At 66.4% G+C, this 19,683-nt stretch carries 20 protein-coding genes; 8 read left to right on the top strand and 12 right to left on the bottom strand.

The window, feature by feature from the left end:
• Positions 1-25: 25 nt before the first annotated feature.
• Positions 26-1,582, bottom strand: a complete 1,557-nt coding sequence (locus ACFVTD_RS16120; RefSeq protein WP_307356585.1) for a circularly permuted type 2 ATP-grasp protein — start codon at positions 1,580-1,582, stop codon at positions 26-28.
• A gap of 113 nt (positions 1,583-1,695) precedes the next feature.
• On the opposite strand from ACFVTD_RS16120, the gene ACFVTD_RS16115 reads away from it, so the two are divergent.
• Positions 1,696-2,754 carry a YeiH family protein gene (locus tag ACFVTD_RS16115; protein WP_387564814.1) on the top strand — a complete coding sequence of 353 codons (1,059 nt, stop codon included), beginning with the start codon at positions 1,696-1,698 and terminating at the stop codon, positions 2,752-2,754.
• Between the two features lie 33 nt (positions 2,755-2,787).
• Entirely contained in the window at positions 2,788-5,421 is a 2,634-nt protein-coding gene (pepN, locus tag ACFVTD_RS16110; RefSeq protein ID WP_387564812.1) for an aminopeptidase N, read from the top strand.
• A gap of 78 nt (positions 5,422-5,499) precedes the next feature.
• Here pepN and ACFVTD_RS16105 read toward each other — a convergent pair whose 3' ends face one another.
• The 5 genes from ACFVTD_RS16105 to ACFVTD_RS16085 all read right to left on the bottom strand — a co-directional run bounded on the left by ACFVTD_RS16105 (position 5,500) and on the right by ACFVTD_RS16085 (position 9,537).
• The gene (locus ACFVTD_RS16105) at positions 5,500-6,597 is read right to left on the bottom strand and encodes a biotin/lipoate A/B protein ligase family protein (protein WP_387564810.1); all 1,098 of its coding nucleotides are present in this window, start codon (positions 6,595-6,597) and stop codon (positions 5,500-5,502) included.
• A 97-nt stretch (positions 6,598-6,694) separates the two neighbouring features.
• Entirely contained in the window at positions 6,695-6,952 is a 258-nt protein-coding gene (locus tag ACFVTD_RS16100) for a type B 50S ribosomal protein L31 (RefSeq protein WP_018761303.1), read from the bottom strand.
• A 176-nt stretch (positions 6,953-7,128) separates the two neighbouring features.
• On the bottom strand, positions 7,129-7,938 hold the full coding sequence (locus tag ACFVTD_RS16095; protein ID WP_387564808.1) for a TrmH family RNA methyltransferase: 810 nt from the start codon (positions 7,936-7,938) through the stop codon (positions 7,129-7,131).
• Between the two features lie 7 nt (positions 7,939-7,945).
• Positions 7,946-8,731 (bottom strand): sulfite exporter TauE/SafE family protein, encoded by a 786-nt coding sequence (locus ACFVTD_RS16090; RefSeq protein ID WP_387564806.1) that lies wholly within the window; start codon positions 8,729-8,731, stop codon positions 7,946-7,948.
• Between the two features lie 20 nt (positions 8,732-8,751).
• Complete coding sequence (locus tag ACFVTD_RS16085) at positions 8,752-9,537, bottom strand: ABC transporter ATP-binding protein (protein ID WP_141181567.1); 786 nt, start codon at positions 9,535-9,537, stop codon at positions 8,752-8,754.
• A 125-nt stretch (positions 9,538-9,662) separates the two neighbouring features.
• On the opposite strand from ACFVTD_RS16085, the gene serB reads away from it, so the two are divergent.
• Positions 9,663-10,556, top strand: a complete 894-nt coding sequence (gene serB, locus ACFVTD_RS16080) for a phosphoserine phosphatase SerB (protein WP_387564804.1) — start codon at positions 9,663-9,665, stop codon at positions 10,554-10,556.
• Between the two features lie 72 nt (positions 10,557-10,628).
• Here serB and ACFVTD_RS16075 read toward each other — a convergent pair whose 3' ends face one another.
• Both ACFVTD_RS16075 and ACFVTD_RS16070 read right to left on the bottom strand, forming a co-directional pair.
• The gene (locus ACFVTD_RS16075; RefSeq protein ID WP_387564802.1) at positions 10,629-11,381 is read right to left on the bottom strand and encodes an SDR family oxidoreductase; all 753 of its coding nucleotides are present in this window, start codon (positions 11,379-11,381) and stop codon (positions 10,629-10,631) included.
• Between the two features lie 139 nt (positions 11,382-11,520).
• Positions 11,521-12,246 carry a beta-ketoacyl-ACP reductase gene (locus tag ACFVTD_RS16070; protein WP_387564800.1) on the bottom strand — a complete coding sequence of 242 codons (726 nt, stop codon included), beginning with the start codon at positions 12,244-12,246 and terminating at the stop codon, positions 11,521-11,523.
• A 153-nt stretch (positions 12,247-12,399) separates the two neighbouring features.
• Here ACFVTD_RS16070 and ACFVTD_RS16065 point away from each other — a divergent pair, with 153 nt between their 5' ends.
• From ACFVTD_RS16065 to ACFVTD_RS16050, 4 genes are read left to right on the top strand one after another with little or no spacing between them, the layout of a single operon-like run.
• On the top strand, positions 12,400-12,831 hold the full coding sequence (locus ACFVTD_RS16065) for a DUF3099 domain-containing protein (protein WP_387564798.1): 432 nt from the start codon (positions 12,400-12,402) through the stop codon (positions 12,829-12,831).
• Entirely contained in the window at positions 12,828-13,091 is a 264-nt protein-coding gene (locus tag ACFVTD_RS16060) for a hypothetical protein (RefSeq protein WP_387564796.1), read from the top strand. The genes ACFVTD_RS16065 and ACFVTD_RS16060 overlap by 4 nt, the downstream gene beginning before the upstream one ends.
• Positions 13,092-13,970: an SURF1 family protein gene (locus ACFVTD_RS16055; protein ID WP_387564794.1), complete on the top strand. Its 879-nt coding sequence runs from the start codon at positions 13,092-13,094 to the stop codon at positions 13,968-13,970.
• 3 nt (positions 13,971-13,973) lie between these two features.
• The gene (locus ACFVTD_RS16050) at positions 13,974-14,450 is read left to right on the top strand and encodes a YbaK/EbsC family protein (protein WP_387564792.1); all 477 of its coding nucleotides are present in this window, start codon (positions 13,974-13,976) and stop codon (positions 14,448-14,450) included.
• Here the strand turns inward: ACFVTD_RS16050 and ACFVTD_RS16045 are convergent.
• Positions 14,447-16,045, bottom strand: coding sequence for an ABC-F family ATP-binding cassette domain-containing protein (locus tag ACFVTD_RS16045; protein ID WP_387564790.1), 1,599 nt, complete (start codon positions 16,043-16,045; stop codon positions 14,447-14,449). The two genes, ACFVTD_RS16050 and ACFVTD_RS16045, sit on opposite strands and share 4 nt — an antisense overlap.
• Before the next feature lie 210 nt (positions 16,046-16,255).
• Here ACFVTD_RS16045 and ACFVTD_RS16040 point away from each other — a divergent pair, with 210 nt between their 5' ends.
• Positions 16,256-17,320 (top strand): spore photoproduct lyase family protein, encoded by a 1,065-nt coding sequence (locus ACFVTD_RS16040; protein ID WP_387564788.1) that lies wholly within the window; start codon positions 16,256-16,258, stop codon positions 17,318-17,320.
• Between the two features lie 24 nt (positions 17,321-17,344).
• On the opposite strand, the gene ACFVTD_RS16035 is transcribed toward ACFVTD_RS16040, so the two are convergent.
• From ACFVTD_RS16035 to ACFVTD_RS16025, 3 genes are all read right to left on the bottom strand, one after another.
• Positions 17,345-18,352, bottom strand: a complete 1,008-nt coding sequence (locus tag ACFVTD_RS16035; RefSeq protein ID WP_387564786.1) for a DUF808 domain-containing protein — start codon at positions 18,350-18,352, stop codon at positions 17,345-17,347.
• Between the two features lie 96 nt (positions 18,353-18,448).
• Positions 18,449-18,886, bottom strand: coding sequence for a VOC family protein (locus ACFVTD_RS16030; RefSeq protein ID WP_387564784.1), 438 nt, complete (start codon positions 18,884-18,886; stop codon positions 18,449-18,451).
• A 48-nt stretch (positions 18,887-18,934) separates the two neighbouring features.
• Positions 18,935-19,498 carry a dihydrofolate reductase family protein gene (locus ACFVTD_RS16025; protein ID WP_387564782.1) on the bottom strand — a complete coding sequence of 188 codons (564 nt, stop codon included), beginning with the start codon at positions 19,496-19,498 and terminating at the stop codon, positions 18,935-18,937.
• Between the last annotated feature and the right edge of the window lie 185 nt (positions 19,499-19,683).

Here is a 19,683-nt window from a genome sequence, read left to right as displayed (position 1 = left end):
AAGAAAAGCCCGACGGCGGTGCGCCTCACTGCTGCTGCTCCGACTGCCGGTCGCGCCAGTTGCTCTCCACGGGCCATACCGAGACGCGTTCGCGGACCGTGACGGACTGGCGGGGCATGGTTTCCACCGGCATCTGGGGTGAGTCGGCCAGGACCCACGTGTCCTTGGACCCGCCGCCCTGGCTGGAGTTCACGATCAGGGACCCTTCCTTCAGCGCCACCCGGGTCAGGCCGCCCGGGAGCACCCAGACGTCGTCGCCGTCGTTCACTGCAAAGGGCCGCAGGTCCACGTGGCGGGGCCCGAACTTGTCCCCGCCAAGGGTGGGAACGGTGGAGAGCTGCAGCACCGGCTGCGCGATCCAGCCGCGGGGATCGGAGATGATCCGCTGGCGGAGGGCGTCCAGTTCGTCCCGGGAGGCGTCCGGGCCGATGACCAGGCCCTTGCCGCCGGAGCCGTCCACCGGCTTGACCACCAGTTCCGCGAGATTGTCCAGGGTGTACTCCCGGGCCTCCTTCTCCTCGAGGCGGTAGGTGTCCACGTTGGCGATGATGGGCTCCTCGCTGAGGTAGTAGCGGATCAGGTCAGGCACGTAACTGTAAACCAGTTTGTCGTCGGCCACGCCATTGCCCACCGCGTTGGCGATCGTCACGCCTCCGGCACGGGCGGCGTTCACCAGGCCAGGGCAGCCGAGCATCGAGTCGGAACGGAACTGCAGCGGGTCCAGGAAGTCGTCGTCGATGCGCTTGTAGATCACGTCCACGCGCTGTTCGCCGGCCGTGGTGCGCATGTATACGCGGTTTCCACGGCAGATCAGGTCGCGGCCCTCCACCAGTTCCACGCCCATGAGGCCGGCCAGGAGGGTGTGCTCGAAATAGGCGCTGTTGAAGACGCCAGGGGTCAGGACGACGACGGTGGGATCGTCCACGCCGGCGGGAGCGGTTTTGCGCAGGGCCGAGAGCAGCCGGCGCGGGTACTCCTCCACGGGCCGGATGAGCTGCTGGCCGAACGCTTCGGGCAGGCCCTTGGCCATGGCGCGCCGGTTCTCCAGCACGTAGCTGACGCCGGAAGGAACGCGGACGTTGTCCTCCAGGACCCGGAAGGTGCCGGCCGCGTCGCGGACCACGTCGATGCCGGAGATGTGCACCCGGACCCCGCCGGCTGGTTCGAACCCGTGGACCTGCCGGTGGAAGTGGGCGCTGGTGGTCACCAGCTGGCGGGGAATCACACCGTCCGACACCACGGTCATCTTGTCGTAAACGTCGTTCAGGAAGGCTTCCAGGGCGCGGACGCGCTGGGCCACGCCGCGTTCCAGGACATCCCACTCAGCGGCGGGGATCACCCTGGGCACGATGTCGAGGGGGAAGGGCCGCTCCTCCCCCGCGTAGTCAAACGTGACACCGCGGTCCAGGAAGGTGCGGGCCATCGAGTCCGCACGTGCACTGACGTCCGCCAGGGAGAGCTTCCGGAGGGCCTCCGCCACCTGCCCGTACGAGTCCCGGGCCTGTTGCCCCGGGGCGAACATCTCGTCGTACGCTCCGGTGCGCCCTGCGGCCTCGGAGTAATCCTGGAATAGGTCTGACATGTCCAATAGCCAACCATCTTTTTGTTTCGGGATCATTACTGCCATCCATTCTGGCGTGTTGCCGCGGACAGCCCGGTTCGTACTTTACTGGCCTCGTCGGGCACAGTAGGTGAGTGCCAGTCAGCAGAAGCCTCCCCGAGCCGGGCCACGGCCGTTTCCGGCCCCTGGCCACGCGGCTGGCTCCGGGACTGCTGACGGCGGCAGCCGCCATCGCGGTGGCGTTCCTGGTGCACGGGCTCGTTCCGGCGCTGCCGGCGATGACCCTGGCGGTGGTGCTTGGCGTCCTTGCCGCCAACCTGCCCGGCACGGCGGGCTGGACCGGCGGCCGGGCCCGCGCAGGGCTCGACTTCGCCGGCAAGCACCTGATGCGCGGCGGGATCGTGCTGCTGGGGCTGAAAGTCAGCATCATGGACGTCCTTGACCTGGGGTGGCTGGCCCTGGTCCTGATCGTGGCCGTCGTGGCGGCCAGTTACGGCGGCACATATGCCATCTCCCGCCTGTTCCGCCTCCCGCCGGTAACTTCGCTGCTGGTGGCGACCGGATTCTCCATTTGCGGGGCGTCAGCCATCGGGGCCGTGGCCGCCGTCCGCCGCATCCGGCATGCCGAAACGGTCCTGCCCGTGGCGCTGGTGACGCTCTGCGGCACGCTTGCCATCGGTGTCCTGCCCCTCCTCGCCCATCCCCTGGGACTGACCGCCACAGTCTTCGGGGCCTGGGTCGGGGCGTCGGTCCACGACGTGGGCCAGGTGGTGGCCACAGCCCAAACGGCAGGGACCGCCGCCCTGGCGATCGCCGTCGTCGTCAAGCTCACCCGGGTGCTGCTGCTCGCACCTGTCGCCGCCATCGCAGGCCTGCACCACAGGAACGGTGAACGGGCCCTGGGCGCAGCCAACGGCACCACATCCAGGATGCCTCCGGTGGTGCCGCTGTTCGTGCTGGGCTTCGTGGCGATGGTGGCGCTGCGTTCCTCCGACTGGCTGGCACCGGCATTGCTTGACATCGGCGCCACACTGCAGGACGTCCTCCTGGGGGCAGCCCTGTTCGGGCTGGGATCGGCGGTCCGGATCCGCACGCTGCTGCATACGGGAGGCCAGGCGCTCCTGGCTGCGCTGGCGTCCTGGCTCCTGATTGCCGTGCTGGGCCTGGCGGCGGCCTTCCTCATAGCGGGCTGAGCGGACGCACCGGCAGCGTGATTAGATAGCCGGGTGTCACATGAGAATCTGCAGCGCAGCGAAGCCGCCGAACGTTCAGCCCTGATCAGGACCACCAGCTACGACGTCTCGCTCGATGTGCGGCAGGCAGCAGATCCGGCCGTACCCGGCTATACCAGCCGCAGCGTCATTACCTTCACCGCAGAGCCCGGCAGCAGCACCTTCCTGGACTTCATTGGCAGCAGCGTCCACAGCGTGCTCCTCAATGGCAGGAGCCTTCAGGTGGGCAGCGTGGTGGACGGCGCGCGGATCCTGCTGGACAACCTGCTGGCCGAAAACCAGGTGACCGTGACCGGCACGGCGCTCTACAGCCGCTCCGGCGAGGGCATGCACCGGTTCGTGGACCCCGCCGACGGCCAGTGCTACCTCTACACCCAGTACGAGCCGGCTGACGCGCGCAGGGTATTCGCCAACTTCGAACAACCCGACCTCAAGGCAACCTACACCTTCCACGTGGTGGCTCCGGCGGAGTGGAAAGTCGCATCCAACGGTGTCGAAGCGAACCGCACGATGCTGACCAGCGACCCGGCCGCCGCCTGCTGGGATTTCGCCACCACGCTGCCGATGTCCACCTACATCACCAGCATCCTGGCCGGGCCCTACTTCAAGGCGGAGGACCGCTGGCAGGCAACGCTCGACGACGGCACGCACCTGGAGGTCCCGCTGGGCCTCTACTGCCGGGCATCCATGGCGGAATCCTTTGACACCGAAGAGCTCTTTGCGCTCACGAAGAAGGGCCTGGACTTCTTTAACCGACTCTTCGACTTCCCCTACCCGTGGGGCAAGTATGACCAGGCGTTCGTCCCCGAATACAACCTGGGCGCCATGGAAAACCCCGGGCTGGTCACATTCACCGAAAGCTACGTGTTCACCTCCCGCGCCACCGACGCCCAGTACCAGTCACGGGCCAACACCCTGATGCACGAGATGGCGCACATGTGGTTCGGCGACCTGGTAACCATGCAGTGGTGGGACGACCTTTGGCTGAAGGAATCCTTCGCTGACTATATGGGCTCGCTGGCCGTGGACCGGGCGACGGACTGGGACACGGCCTGGGTCAACTTCGCCAACAAGCGCAAGGCCTGGGCCTACCTGCAGGACCAGCTGCCCACCACGCACCCCATCGTGGCCGACATCCCGGACCTCCAGGCGGCGAAACAAAACTTTGACGGCATCACCTATGCCAAGGGCGCCTCGGTCCTGAAGCAGTTGGTGGCATACGTGGGCTTCGAAGCCTTTATCGCCGGTTCCCGGGAGTACTTCCGCAAGCACGCCTACGGGAACACCACGCTGGCGGACCTCCTGGCAGCGCTGGATGCCGCCTCGGGCCGGGAATTGTCCGGCTGGGCGCGGCAGTGGCTGCAGACATCCGGAATACCCACCCTGTCCTTGGAGGCCACCCGGCAGGCGGGCGACGACGGCGTGCTGGGGCAGGTCGCCATCGTCCAGGCAGCGGTGGACCCGGTCACGGGACGGGAAGTACTGCGGCCGCACCGCCTCCGGGTGGGGTCGTTCAACTTCGACGCCGGGGGCTCCCTGGTGCGGACCGGAAGCATCGAAACCGACGTGGCCGGCGCATGGACCGAGCTCCCCCAGCTCGCCGGCCTGCCGCGGCCCGCGCTCCTGCTGGTCAACGATGACGACCTGACCTACGCCAAGGTGAGCCTGGACCCGGCCTCCGAGGCCACCGTTCGCGCCTCCCTGGACCGCATCACCGACCCCATGGCCAGGGCCCTGTGCTGGACAGCGCTGTGGAACTCGGCACGGGACGGCGAAAGCCCCGCAGCCTCCTACGTTGACGCCGTAGCTAACTTCGCTCCGGCGGAAACCGGCATCGGTGTCCTGCTGAACATCCTCGACAACGCCGCCACGGCGATCGAACACTACACGCCCGCTGACACCCGCGGCAGCGTCCGCGCCTCATTCATCGCGGTGGCCGCAGCCCAACTGGAGCAGGCGGCCCCGGGGTCAGACCAGCAGCTCGCCTGGGCCCGCACCGTCGCGGCCCTCAGCAGGCATGACGGCGCCCTGCTCCCCCGTCTCCGCGGCCTTTTGGACGGCACCTCGGCTGTCGAGGGGCTGGTTGTGGACGCCGACCTGCGCTGGCAGCTCTGGCACGCCCTGGCAGCCAACGGCCAGGCATCCACGGCCGAGCTCGACGCCGAGCTGGCCCGCGACACCACTGCCTCCGGCCGGGCAGGGCACACGACAGCCATGGCGTCCCGTCCCGACCGCAACGTCAAGGCTGCAGCCTGGGACGCCGCCGTCCACGGGACCGGGCTGTCCAACCAGCTCCTCACGGCGACCATCAGTGGCTTCACCACGGCCCCGGCGGAGCTGCTGGAACCCTATGTGGAGCCCTACTTCGACTGCCTCCGGACCGTGTGGGACTCTCGGAGCATCGAGATCGCCACCCGGATTGTCCGGGGCCTCTACCCTGCGGCCCAGGACATCGCGGACGGCATGGCGCCCAAGGACCACCTTGTAGTCCGGCGGACGGATGCCTGGCTCGACACCAACCAGGACGCACCGCCGGCCCTGCGCCGGATCATCATCGAGCAGCGCAGCCACCTGCTGCGCGCACTCACGGCACAGGCCGCCGTCGTGAACTCATCGACTGCTCCGTAGATGCCGTTTTGGGGCGCCAGAACGACATCTACGGAGCAATGGATCGACTCGGGGAGCCGGTGGGGTCACCGGACGCGCCTAGGGGACCCGGTGGAGCCACTCGTCCGTGCCGAACTTGGCCGCCACGCGCTCCTCGGCGGCCGCCAGCTCATGTCCGGCGAGTGTTGATGGCGTGGCCGCGTAACGCTCGCTGAAGACCTCGATCATGGCTTCGATGATTGCCGTGCGGGCCAGGCCGGTCTGGCGGCGGAGCGGATCCACCCGCTTCTTGGCGCTGCGGGTGCCCTTGTCGGAGAGCTTCTCCTTGCCGATCCGGAGGACTTCCACCATCTTGTCGGCGTCGATGTCGTAGCTCATGGTCACGTGGTGCAGCATGCCGCCGTTGGCCAGCCGCTTCTGTGCGGCGCCGCCGATCTTTCCCTGGTCCGTGGCGATGTCGTTCAAGGGGATGTAAAAGGCGTTGATGCCGAGTTTTTCCAGCGCGGCCATGACCCAGGCGTCAAGGAACGGGTAGGAATCGGCGAAGCTCAGCCCATCCACCAGGGTCTGGGGCAGGTAGAGCGAGTAGGTGATGCAGTTGCCCGCCTCCATGAACATCGCGCCGCCGCCGCTGATCCGGCGCACCACGTTGATGCCATGCCTGGCCACACCGTCCGGATCCACCTCGTTCTGCACTGACTGGAAGCTGCCGATGACCACCGACGGTTCCTGCCAGTCCCAGAACCGCAGGGTGGGGGTGCGCTCCCCCGCGCCCACGGCCTCGGTGAGCACCTCGTCCAGGGCAACGTTGATTTCCGTGGGAAGCACGGTGGGCGCAATGACGTTCCACTCGTGGTCCCCCCAGGAGGTGGCCTTGGCCAGGGCGCGGCGGACAGTAACGGCCACGGCGTCCGCGGAGAAGCCGAACAGCACGGCTCCGGCCGGCAGGGCGGCTGTGACGGCGCCTGCGAGGTCTGCGGCAGGTGTGGTGTCCGGAAGCCCGGTCAGCGCACGGTTGATGTCCTCCAGGGCCTCGTCCGGCTCCAGGAAGAAGTCGCCGCTGACGGAGACGTCCGCCAGTGCGCCGTCCACCACCGCCAGGTCCACCACCACCAGTTTGCCTCCGGGAACCTTGTACTCCCCGTGCAGGCGCTGGTTGCTGTCGGCATTATTGGCAGGAGATCCGGACTCGCTCATGCTTCCCATCCTGCCCCAGAAAGCCGGTGCGCGGTTAACGCGGAAGGCCCGCACCGTGTCCGGTGCGGGCCTTCCGCAAACAAGCTTGGCGAAGGAATTACTTCTTGCCGCCGAAGCCCTTGAAGCGAGCGTTGAAGCGCTCGACGCGGCCTGCAGAGTCCATGATGCGCTGCTTGCCCGTGTAGAACGGGTGGGACTCGGAAGAGATTTCGACGTCGATGACCGGGTAGGTGTTGCCGTCTTCCCACTCGATGGTCTTCGAGGAAGACACGGTGGAGCGGGTCAGGAACTTGGTGCCGGAGGCCAGGTCGTTGAAGACAACAGCTTCGTACTTCGGGTGGGTATCAGACTTCATAATGGGACCTTTGTTCGCGCAACTGGATTTTGCCAGCTGCCAGGTATGAATGGAATGGCTGTGCTCTGGCCGCATCAGCCGAAGCTGAAAAAGCAGGACAACCAGCTATCAATCATAGCCGATCCGCACAGGGCTGACGAACCAGCTCACCTTCCAGCAGGAGGCGACGCCGCAGGTCAGTCCCGGGCGCGCAATTCCCAGAAGGCGACGGCCGAAGCAGCAGCAACGTTCAGTGAATCCACGCCGTTGCGCATGGGGATCTTGACAGCGAGGTCGACGGCGGCGAGAGTCTCCGGGCTCATGCCGGCACCTTCGGTGCCCACCACCAGGGCGAGCCTGTCCACGTTGCGGGAGGCGACGGCGTCGACGTCCTCTGCGTCCGCTGTCAGTTCCAGTGCCGCGACGGTGAAGCCGTGGTCCTTGAGCACCTGGAGGCCACCGGGCCAGTGCTGCAACCGGGCCCAGGGCACCTGGAACACAGTGCCCATGCTGACCCGGACACTGCGGCGGTACAGCGGGTCGCCACAGCGCGGCGATACCAGCACGGCATCGATGTCCAGGGCTGCCGCGGAACGGAAGATGGCGCCCACGTTGGTGTGGTCCACGATGTCCTCCAGCACGGCGACGCGGCGCGCCCCGGCAAGGAGGTCCGGCAGCGGCACCGGGGCCGGGCGCTGCATGGCCGCCATGGCGCCGCGGTGCAGGTGGAACCCGGTGATTTCCTCCAGCAAGGCGGCCGAACCGATGAACGCCGGAACGTCCGGGTACGCCTGGAAGACGTCCTCGAGGTCCGCCATCCACTTCTCCGCGAGGAAGAACGACCTCGGCTGGTGGCCGGCCGCAAGGGCCCGGCGCAGGACCCGTGAGGATTCGGCAATGTACATGCCCTCGGCCGGTTCCCTGAGCTTGCGCAGGTGCACATCGGTCAGGGTGGTGTAATCGCTGACCCGCGGGTCAGCGGCGGATTCGAGGTAGTGGAAGGTCACCGGGTGATTATTTCAGCAGGTTGGCGATCATGACGGCGAGGGCCACGATGCCAAGGCTGAAGATCACGGCGCGCAGGACCCGCGGCGAAAGCTTCCGGCCCACCTTTGAGCCAACCAGGCCGCCGATGGTGGAGCTGATGGCGATCAGCAGCACTACTGTCCAGTTGATCCGGTCGAAGGCGAACAACAGGTAGGAGATGGCAGCCACCATGTTCACGCCAAGGACCAGGATGTTCTTCATGGCGTTGGCGTTCTGGATGGTGCCGGTGAGGAACACTCCAAGGATCCCGACCAGCAGGATCCCCTGCGCCGCGACAAAGTAGCCCCCGTAGACGCCGGCCAGGTAGACCAGGACCACCAGGAGGACCCCGTGGCGCTTGTCCCGGACTGCGTGTTCGGGGTTGGCCTCGCGGTTGCGGACCCAGTCCTGGAGCCGCGGCTGGAACACCACCATCAGCAGCGCCAGGACCAGCAGGACCGGGGCGACGTAGTGGAACACCTTCTCCGGCAGGTGGAGCAGGAGCCAGGCGCCGGTGACACCGCCCAGGACCGAGGCGGGAAGGAGCCGCAGGACCTGCCGTCCCCGGCCGGCGAGCTCACGGCGGTAGCCGAAGGCCCCGGCGCCCGTTCCGAAGACCAAGCCCATGGCGTTGCTCATGGAGGCGGTCACCGGAGCCACGCCCAGGGCGATGAGCACAGGGAAGGTGACCAGGGTGCCGGATCCCACCACCGCGTTGATGGTGCCTGCCCACAGGCCGGCGATGAACACAATGATGCTGCTGAAGAGTTCCAAGGTAGTAGCGCAGGCCCCGTCTAGCGGCGTGCGGTGGCGGTGTAGCGGCCCGCGTTTTCGGAGACATCCAGCGGAAGCCCGAAGGTGGTGCTCAGATGCTCTTCGGTCAGGACCTCGGTGATGGGGCCGGCAGCCACCACGCCGCCGTCGCGCAGCAGCATGGCATGGGTGAAGCCGGGCGGTACTTCTTCGAGGTGGTGCGTGACCAGGACCATGGCAGGAGCCGACTCGTCCCGGGCCAGTTCGCCCAGCTTGTGGACCAGTTCCTCGCGGCCGCCCAGGTCCAGACCGGCACCGGGCTCATCCAGCAGCAGCAGTTCGGGGTCGGTCATGAGGGCGCGGGCAATCTGGACGCGCTTGCGCTCGCCTTCGGAGAGGGTGGCGAACGTCCTGTTCAGCAGGGGGCCCATGCCCCAGTCGTTCAGGAGCCGGAAGGCGCGCCGTTCGTCGTCGCGCTCGTAGCCTTCCCGCCAGCGGCCGGTGACGCCGTAGGCGGCGGTGACCACGACGTTCAGGACATTTTCGTGTTCGGGGATCTGGGTGGCCAGCGCGGCGGAGGAAAGCCCGATGCGGGGGCGGAGTTCGAAGACGTCGGTGCGGCCCAACGTTTCGTCGAGAATTCCGGCTTTGCCGCTGCTGGGGTGCAGGCGGGCGGCGGCGATCTGGAGGAGGGTTGTCTTCCCGGCGCCGTTGGGTCCCAGGATGACCCAGCGTTCGCCTTCGTTGACCTGCCAGTCGACCTTGTCCAGCAGGGTCTTTTTACCTCGGACAACGCTGACGGAGTCCAGTTCCAGAACATCACTCATAGGAATAGACACTAGGACAAAAAAGAGGACGACTGATAACCGGTGTGAAGGCTCCCAAAGGGCCCCGTTGCGCACGCCCGCAACGAATGCGGGGCACCCCACCGGCGCTGACTAAGATTGCAGGCATGACTTCGAACGTGACTGCGGTCAGCTATGGCCTGAATATGACCCCCGCCGGGCTGGAGCAGCTGCGTTCCATCCTTGCCGCACAAGGTGCGGAAGTGCTCTCCGAATCCTCTGCCGGTGACAGCCGCTACGGGGTCCAGGTCTTTGATTTGGCCCTTCCCGATGACACCGCCGCCGGCCTGGCAGCCCTTCGGCGGGCTGTGGCGGATGCCGCAGCCGATGGTTTTGATACGGCCCTGGTGCCGGCCGGGCTCCGCTCCGCGGCCCGGAAACTGCTGATCATGGATGTGGACTCCACCCTCATCCAGCAGGAGGTCATCGAACTCCTGGCCGCGTACGCCGGCAAGCGCGAGGAAGTGGCGGCAGTCACGGAAGCTGCCATGCGCGGCGAACTCGATTTTGCCCAAAGCCTCCATGCCCGGGTGGCGGTGCTCGCGGGGCTGCCCGCCGACGTCGTCCATTCCGTCCGCAAAGAAGTGAAGCTCAGCGAAGGCGCCGGTCAGCTGGTGGCCGCCTTCAAGGCCGCCGGCCACACGGTGGCTGTGGTGTCCGGCGGCTTCAACCAGATCCTGGAGCCCATCGCCGGGGACCTGGACCTGGACTACTGGCAGGCCAACGAACTGGAGATCGTCGACGGCGCGCTGACCGGCAAGGTGCTCGGTGCGGTCGTGGACAGGGCAGCCAAGGAGAAGTACCTGCGGGAATGGGCCGCGGCCGAGGGGATCGCGCTCGAACACACCATCGCGGTGGGCGATGGGGCCAACGATTTGGATATGCTCGGCGCTGCCGGAATCGGCGTGGCCTTCAACGCCAAACCCGCTGTCCGCGCCGTGGCCGACGCCGCCCTGAACATGCCCTACCTGGACGCCGTCCGCCACATCGCCGGGGTCTGAGGTTTCCCCGGCGGATGCCGACAAAAAAGCCCGGTGCAAACGCACCGGGCATCTTTGTTTGGTGGCTGCGGGCTACTGGCCGCTCTTGCCGAAGTAATCGGCACCGCCGGCATACTCGGTGTGGCCGGATTCGACGTCGGCCGTTGCCATCCCGGCCACAACCTGCGCGAACTCCTCCACTGAGTACAGTTTGCCGGCCTCCGCGCGGCGGGCTTCGATGGCACCCGGAGTGGAGCGATCCAGGAGCGTGGCGGTGACGGTCCCCTCGATCATGTCACCGGAGACCACCACCAGGGAGATGCCCTTCTCCGCCAGGTTGGGGATCAGGTCCCGCAGGGCGTCCTCACCGGCGCGCTTGCTGCGGGCCACCGGCTCGTACGCCGGCATGGTGGGAACGGTGTTGATGAAGTGCGCCTGGTGGCTGGTGACGAAGACCACGCGGGAGCCTTCCTTCATTAGGGGCACGGCGGCGTTGAGCATGTTCACCTGGGCGTCGCGGTTCAGCTTGAGCGCGTAGTCCTCCCCCATTCCGGTTTCCATGCCACCGGACGCGTTCAGGACCAGGAGGTCCAGGGAACCGAAGTTCTCCATGGCGGCGCTGGCCAGGGCCTGCACGCCTTCCTGGGTGGTGAGGTCCGCGCCAACGGCGACGGCGCGGCCACCGGCGGCTTCGATGCCCTGCACCACTTTGTTGGCGCGCGGCGCCTTCTGGCGGTAGTTGACCACGACGGCGGCGCCCTCTGAAGCGAGGATCTTGGCGACGTCAGCGCCAATGCCCCGCGATGATCCGGTAACGATCGCCGTCTTGTTCTCCAGCAGTCCCATACGAGCTTCCTTTTGTTCGAAACATCTAAATTGTTGTGGCCTGCAGTCCATCATGCCAGCGGCCATTGCCAACATCCGTTGTCCGACTTCGACAAATAAGGACGTCGGGGCTAGTTTCCTGCAGCGGCGGGCCGAAAGGTCAGTGGCCCATGCCCAGGCCGCCGTCCACCGGGATAACCGCACCGGAGATGTACGCCGCTTCGTCGCTGGCGATCCACCGCACCACGTTGGCCACCTCGGCAGCTTCGGCGAAACGGCCGGCGGGGATGCTGGCCAGGTAGTCCTTCTGGGTGGCCTCGGGGAGCTCGGCCGTCATGTCCGTGTTGATGAACCCGGGTGCCACCACGTTGGCGGTGATGCCGCGGGACCCGAGTTCGCGGGTGAGGGAGCGGGCGATGCCCACCAGTCCGGCCTTGGAGGCGGAGTAGTTGATCTGTCCCGGGGCACCGTACAGGCCCGAGACCGAGGAGATGAGGACCACGCGGCCCTTGCGCAGCCGGATCATGCCCTTGGACGCCCGCTTGATCACGCGGAAGGCGCCGGTCAGGTTGGTGTCGATGACGGAGGTGAAGTCGTCCTCGCTCATGCGCAGCAGCAGGGTGTCCTTGGTGATGCCGGCGTTGGCCACGAGGACTTCAACCGGACCGTGGGCAGCTTCCACTTCCTTGAAGGCGGCATCCACGGAGGCCTCATCGGTCACGTCTGCCTTGACGCCAAGGATGCCTTCCGGCAGCTGGGTTTCGCTGCGGTAGGTCACAGCCACCTTGTCCCCGTTGGCGAGGAACGCCTTGGCGATGGCCAGGCCGATGCCGCGGTTGCCGCCGGTCACCAGGACGCTGCGGGGTGCGGAAGCTGTTTCAGTCATAAAGGGGCTCCGGAATTCTGCGGCAGGCTGCGCCGCGGTAGCGGGGTGTGGTTTGGGCTGCCTCCGATCTTAGCGGCAGGCTCCCGGCGGGTTTGGGCAGCACTGCCGATGGTGCGAGAATTAAGGGAAGCCTTTGGAGCGTGATCATCCACCGTGACCCTTGAAAACCATGCGGGACACTCCGCGCCCGAAGAACCGGGTCGGTTCTCCGGCGACAGCGAAGTCCATAGCATCACTGACGCCGCCGGCGCGCATTCGGAGGACATGCGCCAGCGGATGATCAAGTACGCCCTGGCCATGGGTATCCGCATGGTGTGCCTGATCCTGATCTTCGTGGTGGACGGGTGGTTCAAGATCATTGCCGTGGCGGGAGCTGTGTTCCTGCCCTGGATCGCTGTGATCATCGCGAACGGCAGCGACAAAGCCGAGACGCCCAGCGACCTGTTGCTGGACTCCGCGCCGCTGGCCGAGCTGGAAAGCCCTCCAGCTCCCGTGGAGGACGACGAACCGGGAAACGCCGTGCTGCAGGGCGAGCTGGTGAAGGACGAGGACCCGGAGCACGGGGAGGAGCGGCAGGCATCATGAGTATTTTCGATTTCGCAGCAGGGTCGGACGTGGCATCGGAGGCCGGCGCCGTCTGCTCACGGAAAGCGTGCAGGGCCCAGGCGTCCTGGCAGCTTCTCTGGAACAACCCGAAAATCCATGCTCCGGAGCGTCGCAAGACCTGGCTGGCCTGTGCCGACCACCGGGACTGGCTGGAGGACTACCTGCAGACGCGCGGTCTCTGGAAGGAAACCCTGCCGCTCGAGGTCCCCGGGGATGCCTCACTGGAGCAGGACATCTGAATGTACCGTTTCCTTTTTTCCAGCAAGTGGCTGGGCTATCTCCTGCTGGCTGCGGTCTTTGCCACCGCGTGCGTTTTCCTTGGCCGCTGGCAAATGGACCGTCGCGCCGAGACTTTGGCCGAGATCAACCGCGTCGTCAGCAACTACTCGGCCACTCCCATTCCGTTTGCCCAGGCACGGGACCAGTTCACCCAGCTTGACCCGGCCAAGGAGTGGACCCAAGTGGAGCTGAAGGGCTCCTACGATGCCGCCGGCCAGCGGATTGTCCGCAACCGGCCGCTGAACGGACAGCCCGGGTACGAGGTGGTGGTCCCGTTCCGCCTCGCCAGTGGGGAGACGGTGGTCATCGACCGTGGCTGGCTCCCGATCGGCAACAAGAACCCGGGCAGTCCCGACTCGGTTCCCGCCCCGCCCACGGGTGACGTGACCGCCGTCGTCCGTTTGAAGCACGGCGAGCCGGAACTGCAGCGCGGGGCACCTGAGGGGCAGCTGGCGTCCATTGACCTTCACGCTTACTCCGCGCAGCTGGGGTATCCCATCCTCACGGGCGCGTACGGCCAGCTGGCCTCGGAAACGCCGGCACCGGCGGATACGCCGGTGGCCTTCCCCAAGCCGTCCACTGACGAGGGGACGCACTTGTCCTACTCGCTGCAATGGTTCGCGTTCGGGGTCCTGATGTTCGTGGGCTTCGGCTACGCGGCGCGGCAGCAGGCACGCAACGCCGCGATCGATGCCGAGGACCAGGACGAGGCCGAACTGGACGGCGCGGTCCACTCCGCCGTTCCAGCCGTCCGGCGGCAGCCAGCACCGCCGCGCAAGCGGAAGAAGGCGACTGCAGAGGAAGAAGAAGACGCCCTCCTGGATGCGCAGGGGTACTAGGACGTGGAAAAATACGACGGCGGTCCGGTCGCCTTGGTGCGCGCCGCGCTGGTCGAGGCCGGAGCCGGCGACACCGTGCGGACATTTCCTGCCGGAGTGCCCACCGCGGCCGCCGCGGCCCAGGCGCTGGAGTGCGATCTTGCCGCCATCACCAACAGCCTCATTTTCGACGTCGGCGGCGAACCCCTGCTGATCCTCGCCAGCGGTGCAGCCCGGGTTGATACTGCACTGGTTGCGGCCCGGCTCGGCACCGGCAGGATCCGCCGGGCCTCCCCCGCTTTCGTCCTGGACCATACAGGGCAGGAGGTGGGCGGGGTGGCACCCGTAGGGCACCCGAAGAGAATCAAGACACTCCTGGACGAAACCCTGCAGGCCCACCACCTGCTGTGGGCTGGAGCAGGTGACCACCACTCGATGTTCAGCATCACCTACCAGGAGCTGCTCCGCATCACCGGGGCCATGGAACTGACGGTGCGCTAGGCCAGGGTGATCAGGTCCAGGTAGTCCTCGTTCCAGAGGTCTTCCACGCCGTCCGGAAGCATGACGACCCGTTCGGGATTCAGGGCCTCGACAGCACCTTCGTCGTGGCTGACCAGGACGACGGCGCCGGTGTAGTTGCGGAGGGCGCCGAGGATTTCCGCGCGGCTGGCGGGGTCCAGGTTGTTGGTGGGCTCGTCGAGGAGGAGGACGTTGGCGCTGGAGGCCACGATGGTGGCCAGGGCCAGGCGCGTCTTCTCACCGCCGGAAAGCACGCCTGCGGGCTTGTCGACGTCGTCGCCGGAGAACAGGAATGAGCCAAGGATGCCGCGGACCTCGGCGTCCTTCATGTCCGGCGCGGATGAACGCATGTTCTCCAGCACCGTGCGGTTATGGTCAAGCGTCTCGTGTTCCTGTGCGTAATAGCCCACCTTGAGGCCGTGGCCGGGAATGACCTCGCCGGTGTCAGGGGCATCCACCCCGGCGAGCATGCGCAGCAGGGTGGTCTTACCGGCACCGTTGAGGCCCAGGATGACCACCTTGGAGCCACGGTCGATGGCCAGGTCCACGTCCGTGAAAATCTCCAGCGACCCGTAGGACTTGCTGAGCCCGTCCGCAGTGAGCGGGGTCTTGCCGCAGGGAGACGGGTCCGGGAACCGCAGGGCTGCCACGCGGTCCTGCTCCCGGACAGCTTCCAGTCCGCTGAGCAGCCGCTCGGCGCGCTTGGCCATGTTCTGCGCGGCGACGGCCTTGGTGGCCTTGGCACGCATCTTGTTGGCCTGGTCCATGAGGACCTGTGCCTTCTTTTCGGCGTTGGCCCGTTCACGCTTCCGGGCCCGCTCGTCAGTTTCGCGCTGGAGGAGGTAGCGCTTCCAGTCCATGTTGTAGAAGTCGATCTGGGCGCGGTTCGCGTCCAGCAGGAACACCTTGTTGACGGTGGCTTCCAGCAGGTCGGTGTCGTGGCTGATCACGATCAGGCCGCCCTGGTGGTTCTTCAGGAAGTCACGCAGCCAGGCGATGGAATCGGCGTCGAGGTGGTTGGTCGGTTCGTCCAGGAGCATGGTCTCGGCATCCGAATACAGGATCCGGGCAAGTTCCACACGGCGGCGCTGACCGCCTGAGAGCGTCTTGAGCGGCTGGTTCAGCAGCCGGTCCGGCAGGGCAAGGTTGGAACAGATCGACGCCGCCTCGGCCTCGGCCGCGTAACCGCCGGCGGCGAGGAACTCGGATTCCAGCCGGTCGTAGCGGTTCATGGCCTTCCGCTGGACGTCGGCGTCATCGCTCGCCATTTCGTCATGCGCCTTGCGCAGTTTGCCGACGACGATGTCCAGGCCGCGGGCGGAGAGGATGCGGTCCCGCGCCAGCTGTTCCATGTCGGGGGTCCGCGGGTCCTGGGGCAGGTAGCCGATTTCACCGCTGCGGGTCACCTTGCCGGCGGCGGGCAGGCCTTCGCCCGCGAGGACACGGGTCAGCGTGGTCTTGCCCGCGCCGTTCCGGCCCACCAGGCCTATCTTGTCCCCTTTATCGATGCGGAAGCTCACCTGGTCCATGAGGAGCCGGGCACCGGCACGCAGTTCAAGATCCTGGACAGTAATCACAGCAGGTAAGGCCTTTCACAACAGGGAACGCCACGGTCCGCGCAGTGGCTGCGAAGGGACGCTGGGGCAGAGTGGCCGGAAAACGGCACACTTCAGTCTACCGTCCGGCGGGCCAGGCCAGTTTCAGCAGCGGAAACTCCCGGCCGTCCGGCGTTGCTGCCGTGGGCTTAACTGGCGGCTGCGCCGCCAGGGTTGCAGCAGAATGGGGTGATGGAATTCGATCGGCTGCTGCAGATCCGGCGTATTTACGCACAGCCGGCAGCCCTGGAGCTGCCCCGTGGCCAGGAGATTCTCGCACGCTGGCCCGGGGCCGACGTCGTGCCGGTGGAAAGCCACTGGAACATCCCGGACCTGCATGGTGACGAAACCAACGTGCCGCGCTGGTCCCGGATCAAAACGGAAGCGCTGGTCCTGGGGATCAAAAAGTCGCTGACCGTCAAACCCAATGGCCTCTCAGCGGACTTCATCGCACCTTCCACGGCGAACGGCTGCGCGATGGCATGCGCATACTGCTACGTTCCGCGGCACAAGGGGTACAGCAATCCAATTACGGTGTTCGCCAACATCGACCAGATCGCTGCGACGCTGGAGCGGCACGCCACCCGCCAGGGGCTGAAACTGGAGCCGAACCAGTGCGACCCGGACCTGTGGGTGTACGACATCGGCGAGAACAGCGATTGTTCGGTGGATGCACTGATCAGCCCCAACGTCGAGGAGCTTGTGGGGCTCTTCCGCGAACTGCCCAACGCCAAGCTGTCCTTCGCGACCAAGTTCGTCAACCCGGGGATGCTGGCGTGGGACCATGGCGGCCACACCCGGATCCGTTTCTCCCTGATGCCGGCGGACCTGGCCAGATCCATTGACGTCCGGACCTCGCCCGTGGCGGAACGGATGGCAGCGATTAACGACTTCGTCGAAGCCGGCTACGAAGTGCACGTGAACTTCTCCCCGGTCATCATCACCGGTACCTGGCTGGCCGACTGGGAGGAACTTCTCCGCCAGCTCGACGAGACGTTGTCGGAGGCAGCCAAGGCCCAACTCGCGGCGGAGGTCATCTTCCTGACCCACAACGAGCAGCTGCACGAAGTCAACCTGGGCTGGCACCCGCAGGCCGAGAATGTCCTGTGGCGTCCCGGCCTCCAGGAATCGAAGACATCGTCCAACGGATTCAACAACGTCCGTTACCGTGCCCGGGCAAAGGCCGGCTATGTGGCGCAGTTGAGCGCGCTCATCGAAAGGATCACGCCGTATTGCCGCATCCGTTACGCGTTCTGAAACGCGCAGCGGATGCGGCAGCGGTCAGGCTTGGTGTTCGTCAGGCCCACGGTTAGTGGCGGGAGTGGCGGACTCGCTGTGCCCGCCTTTTGCCTTGCCGAACGGCAGCACTTTCAGGATCGGGCCGACGGCGGCCATCACGATGAGGCCCCAGGCGAGTCCGACGACGGTTGAGCAGAGGGTGTTGACGAGCCAGGCCAGGAGACCGCCGACGACGGCAACGCCGGCCACCGGGTGCTCAATCGCATGGACCAGGTCATAGGGTGCGTGCCAGCCGAGGTCGTGGGCGCCCTGCAGCATGATGTGGCCGCCGACCCAGAGCATGGCGATGGTTCCCACGAACGTGATGGTAGCGAGCACAGCAGGCATTCCGGTGACCAGCAACCTCCCGAGGCGCTTGGAGCGGGGAGAGTCCTTGGCCGCCAGGTGGACGCCGATGTCGTCCATCTTGACGATGAGCGCGACGGCGCCGTACACGAGCACCGTGATGGCGAACGCCACCAGGACCAGGATGAACGCGCGGACCCAGATGGACTCCGTCGCCACCTCATTCATGGAGATGACCATGATCTCGCAGGACAGGATGAAGTCTGTGGTGATGGCGCCCTTGACGACCCTGGCCTCGGCGTCGTGACCGCGTTCCACCGCGGGGGCTTCCTCTTCCTCGTGGTGGCCGCCACGGAGCTTGTGCCAGACCTTCTCGGCGCCCTCGTAGCAGAGGTAGGTGCCGCCGAGCATGAGAATGAAAGGGATGATCCAGGGGATGAAGGCGCTGATGAGCAGCAGGGCGGGCAGGATGATCAGGAGCTTGTTGCGGATGGAGCCCCAGAAAATCTTCTTGATCATCGGCAGTTCACGGGACGGATCCGCACCTGAGACGTACTGGGGGGTGACCGCGGCGTCGTCGATGACGACGCCGGCGGCCTTTGCCCCGGCCTTGGCGGCACCGGCCGCCACGTCATCCACCGATGCTGCCGCTATCCGGGCAAGGGCTGCCACGTCATCCAGCAGGGCTACGAGGCCGCCGCTCACAGCCGGCCCCCGGAGGTCTTGTGGTCAGGGCGTTGAGCATTGAGGGGTGGGTGCGTGATGGGCATGTTCGGAGTATATTGCAGGCCGCCTGCTGGCTCAGCCCTTCGTCAGGTCCTCGGCGAGCATCACAATGATGCCGCTGGGGCCCCGGACGTAGCTGAGCTTGTAGGCGTCCCCATAGGTTGCCACGCCGCGCAGGGGGTGGCAGCCGTGCTTTGCGGCGACCTCCAGGGCCTCGCCGATGTCGTCAACGGAGAAGGCAACGCGGTGCATTCCGATCTCGTTGGGCCGGGTGGGCCCGGTCTCGATCGCATCGGGGTGGATGTATTCGAACAGTTCGAGGCGGCCGGCGCCGTCCGGTGTTTGGAGCATGGCGATCCTGGCGTGGTTGCCGTCGAGTCCGACGGCGGTGTCGGCCCATTCCCCGCTCACGGTCTGCCGGCCCAGCACAGTGAGACCAAGGTCGGTGAAGAAAGCGATGGCGGCTTCCAGGTCGCGGACGGCGATGCCGACGTTCTCGAGTTTGATGGGCATGCGCCACAGGGTACCAAGCCGGGGATAGTGCAGGACAGCAGCGGAGGGTCAGCGCCTGGTCTGGTACTTCGTCATGACGACGCCGTTGGGAAATGCTCGCGTGTCCACCAAGGCCAAGTTCACCCAGTTGTCCAGGGCCGTGAAAAACGGTTTGCCGCCGCCCACCAGGACCGGATGGGTGACGGTCACGTACTCGTCGATCAGGCCGGCCCGCATCGCCGCTGCGGCGAGTGTGGCCCCGCCGATGTCCATCGGGTCGCCGTCTTCGCCCTTGAGCCGGGTGATCTCCGTGACCGCGTCGCCGGTGACCAGGCGGGTATTCCAGTCGACGGCGCCGAGGGTTGAGGAGAACACCACCTTCGGCATGTCCCGCCAGCGTTGGGCGAACTCGATCTCCGCCGGTGTTGCGCCAGGCTGTTGGTCGGCGGTGGGCCAGTGCGGGCTCATGGTCTCCCAGAGCCTGCGCCCGTACAGGGCCAGACCCGTCGCCGCCACCCGGTCGGACCACCACTGGAACAGCTCGTCGCCCGGCACGCTCCAGCCAAGGTCGTCGCCGGGTGCGGCGATGTAGCCGTCGACGCTCACGTTCATGGCGAAGGTCAGCTTGCGCATGGCGCCAGTCTCCCCCGACTCTCCGGCCGTTGCATAGACCCGCGCAGTTCATGTCCGGGCCCCTTTGTGCCTACCCGAAAGCACCCACACGCGCGCTTAGTAGGACCCCTACAAAATGGTCTACGTTCCGCCCCGGTAGCGTCGGCTGTACATTAGATTCCGCTTGTACAACCCCGACAGGACCG

The organism is Pseudarthrobacter sp. NPDC058119, assembly GCF_042884655.1.
Taxonomy (GTDB): Bacteria; Actinomycetota; Actinomycetes; order Actinomycetales; family Micrococcaceae; genus Arthrobacter.
The sequence above is the reverse complement of the archived record's forward strand: the minus strand, read 5'-3'. Positions and strand labels throughout refer to the sequence as shown.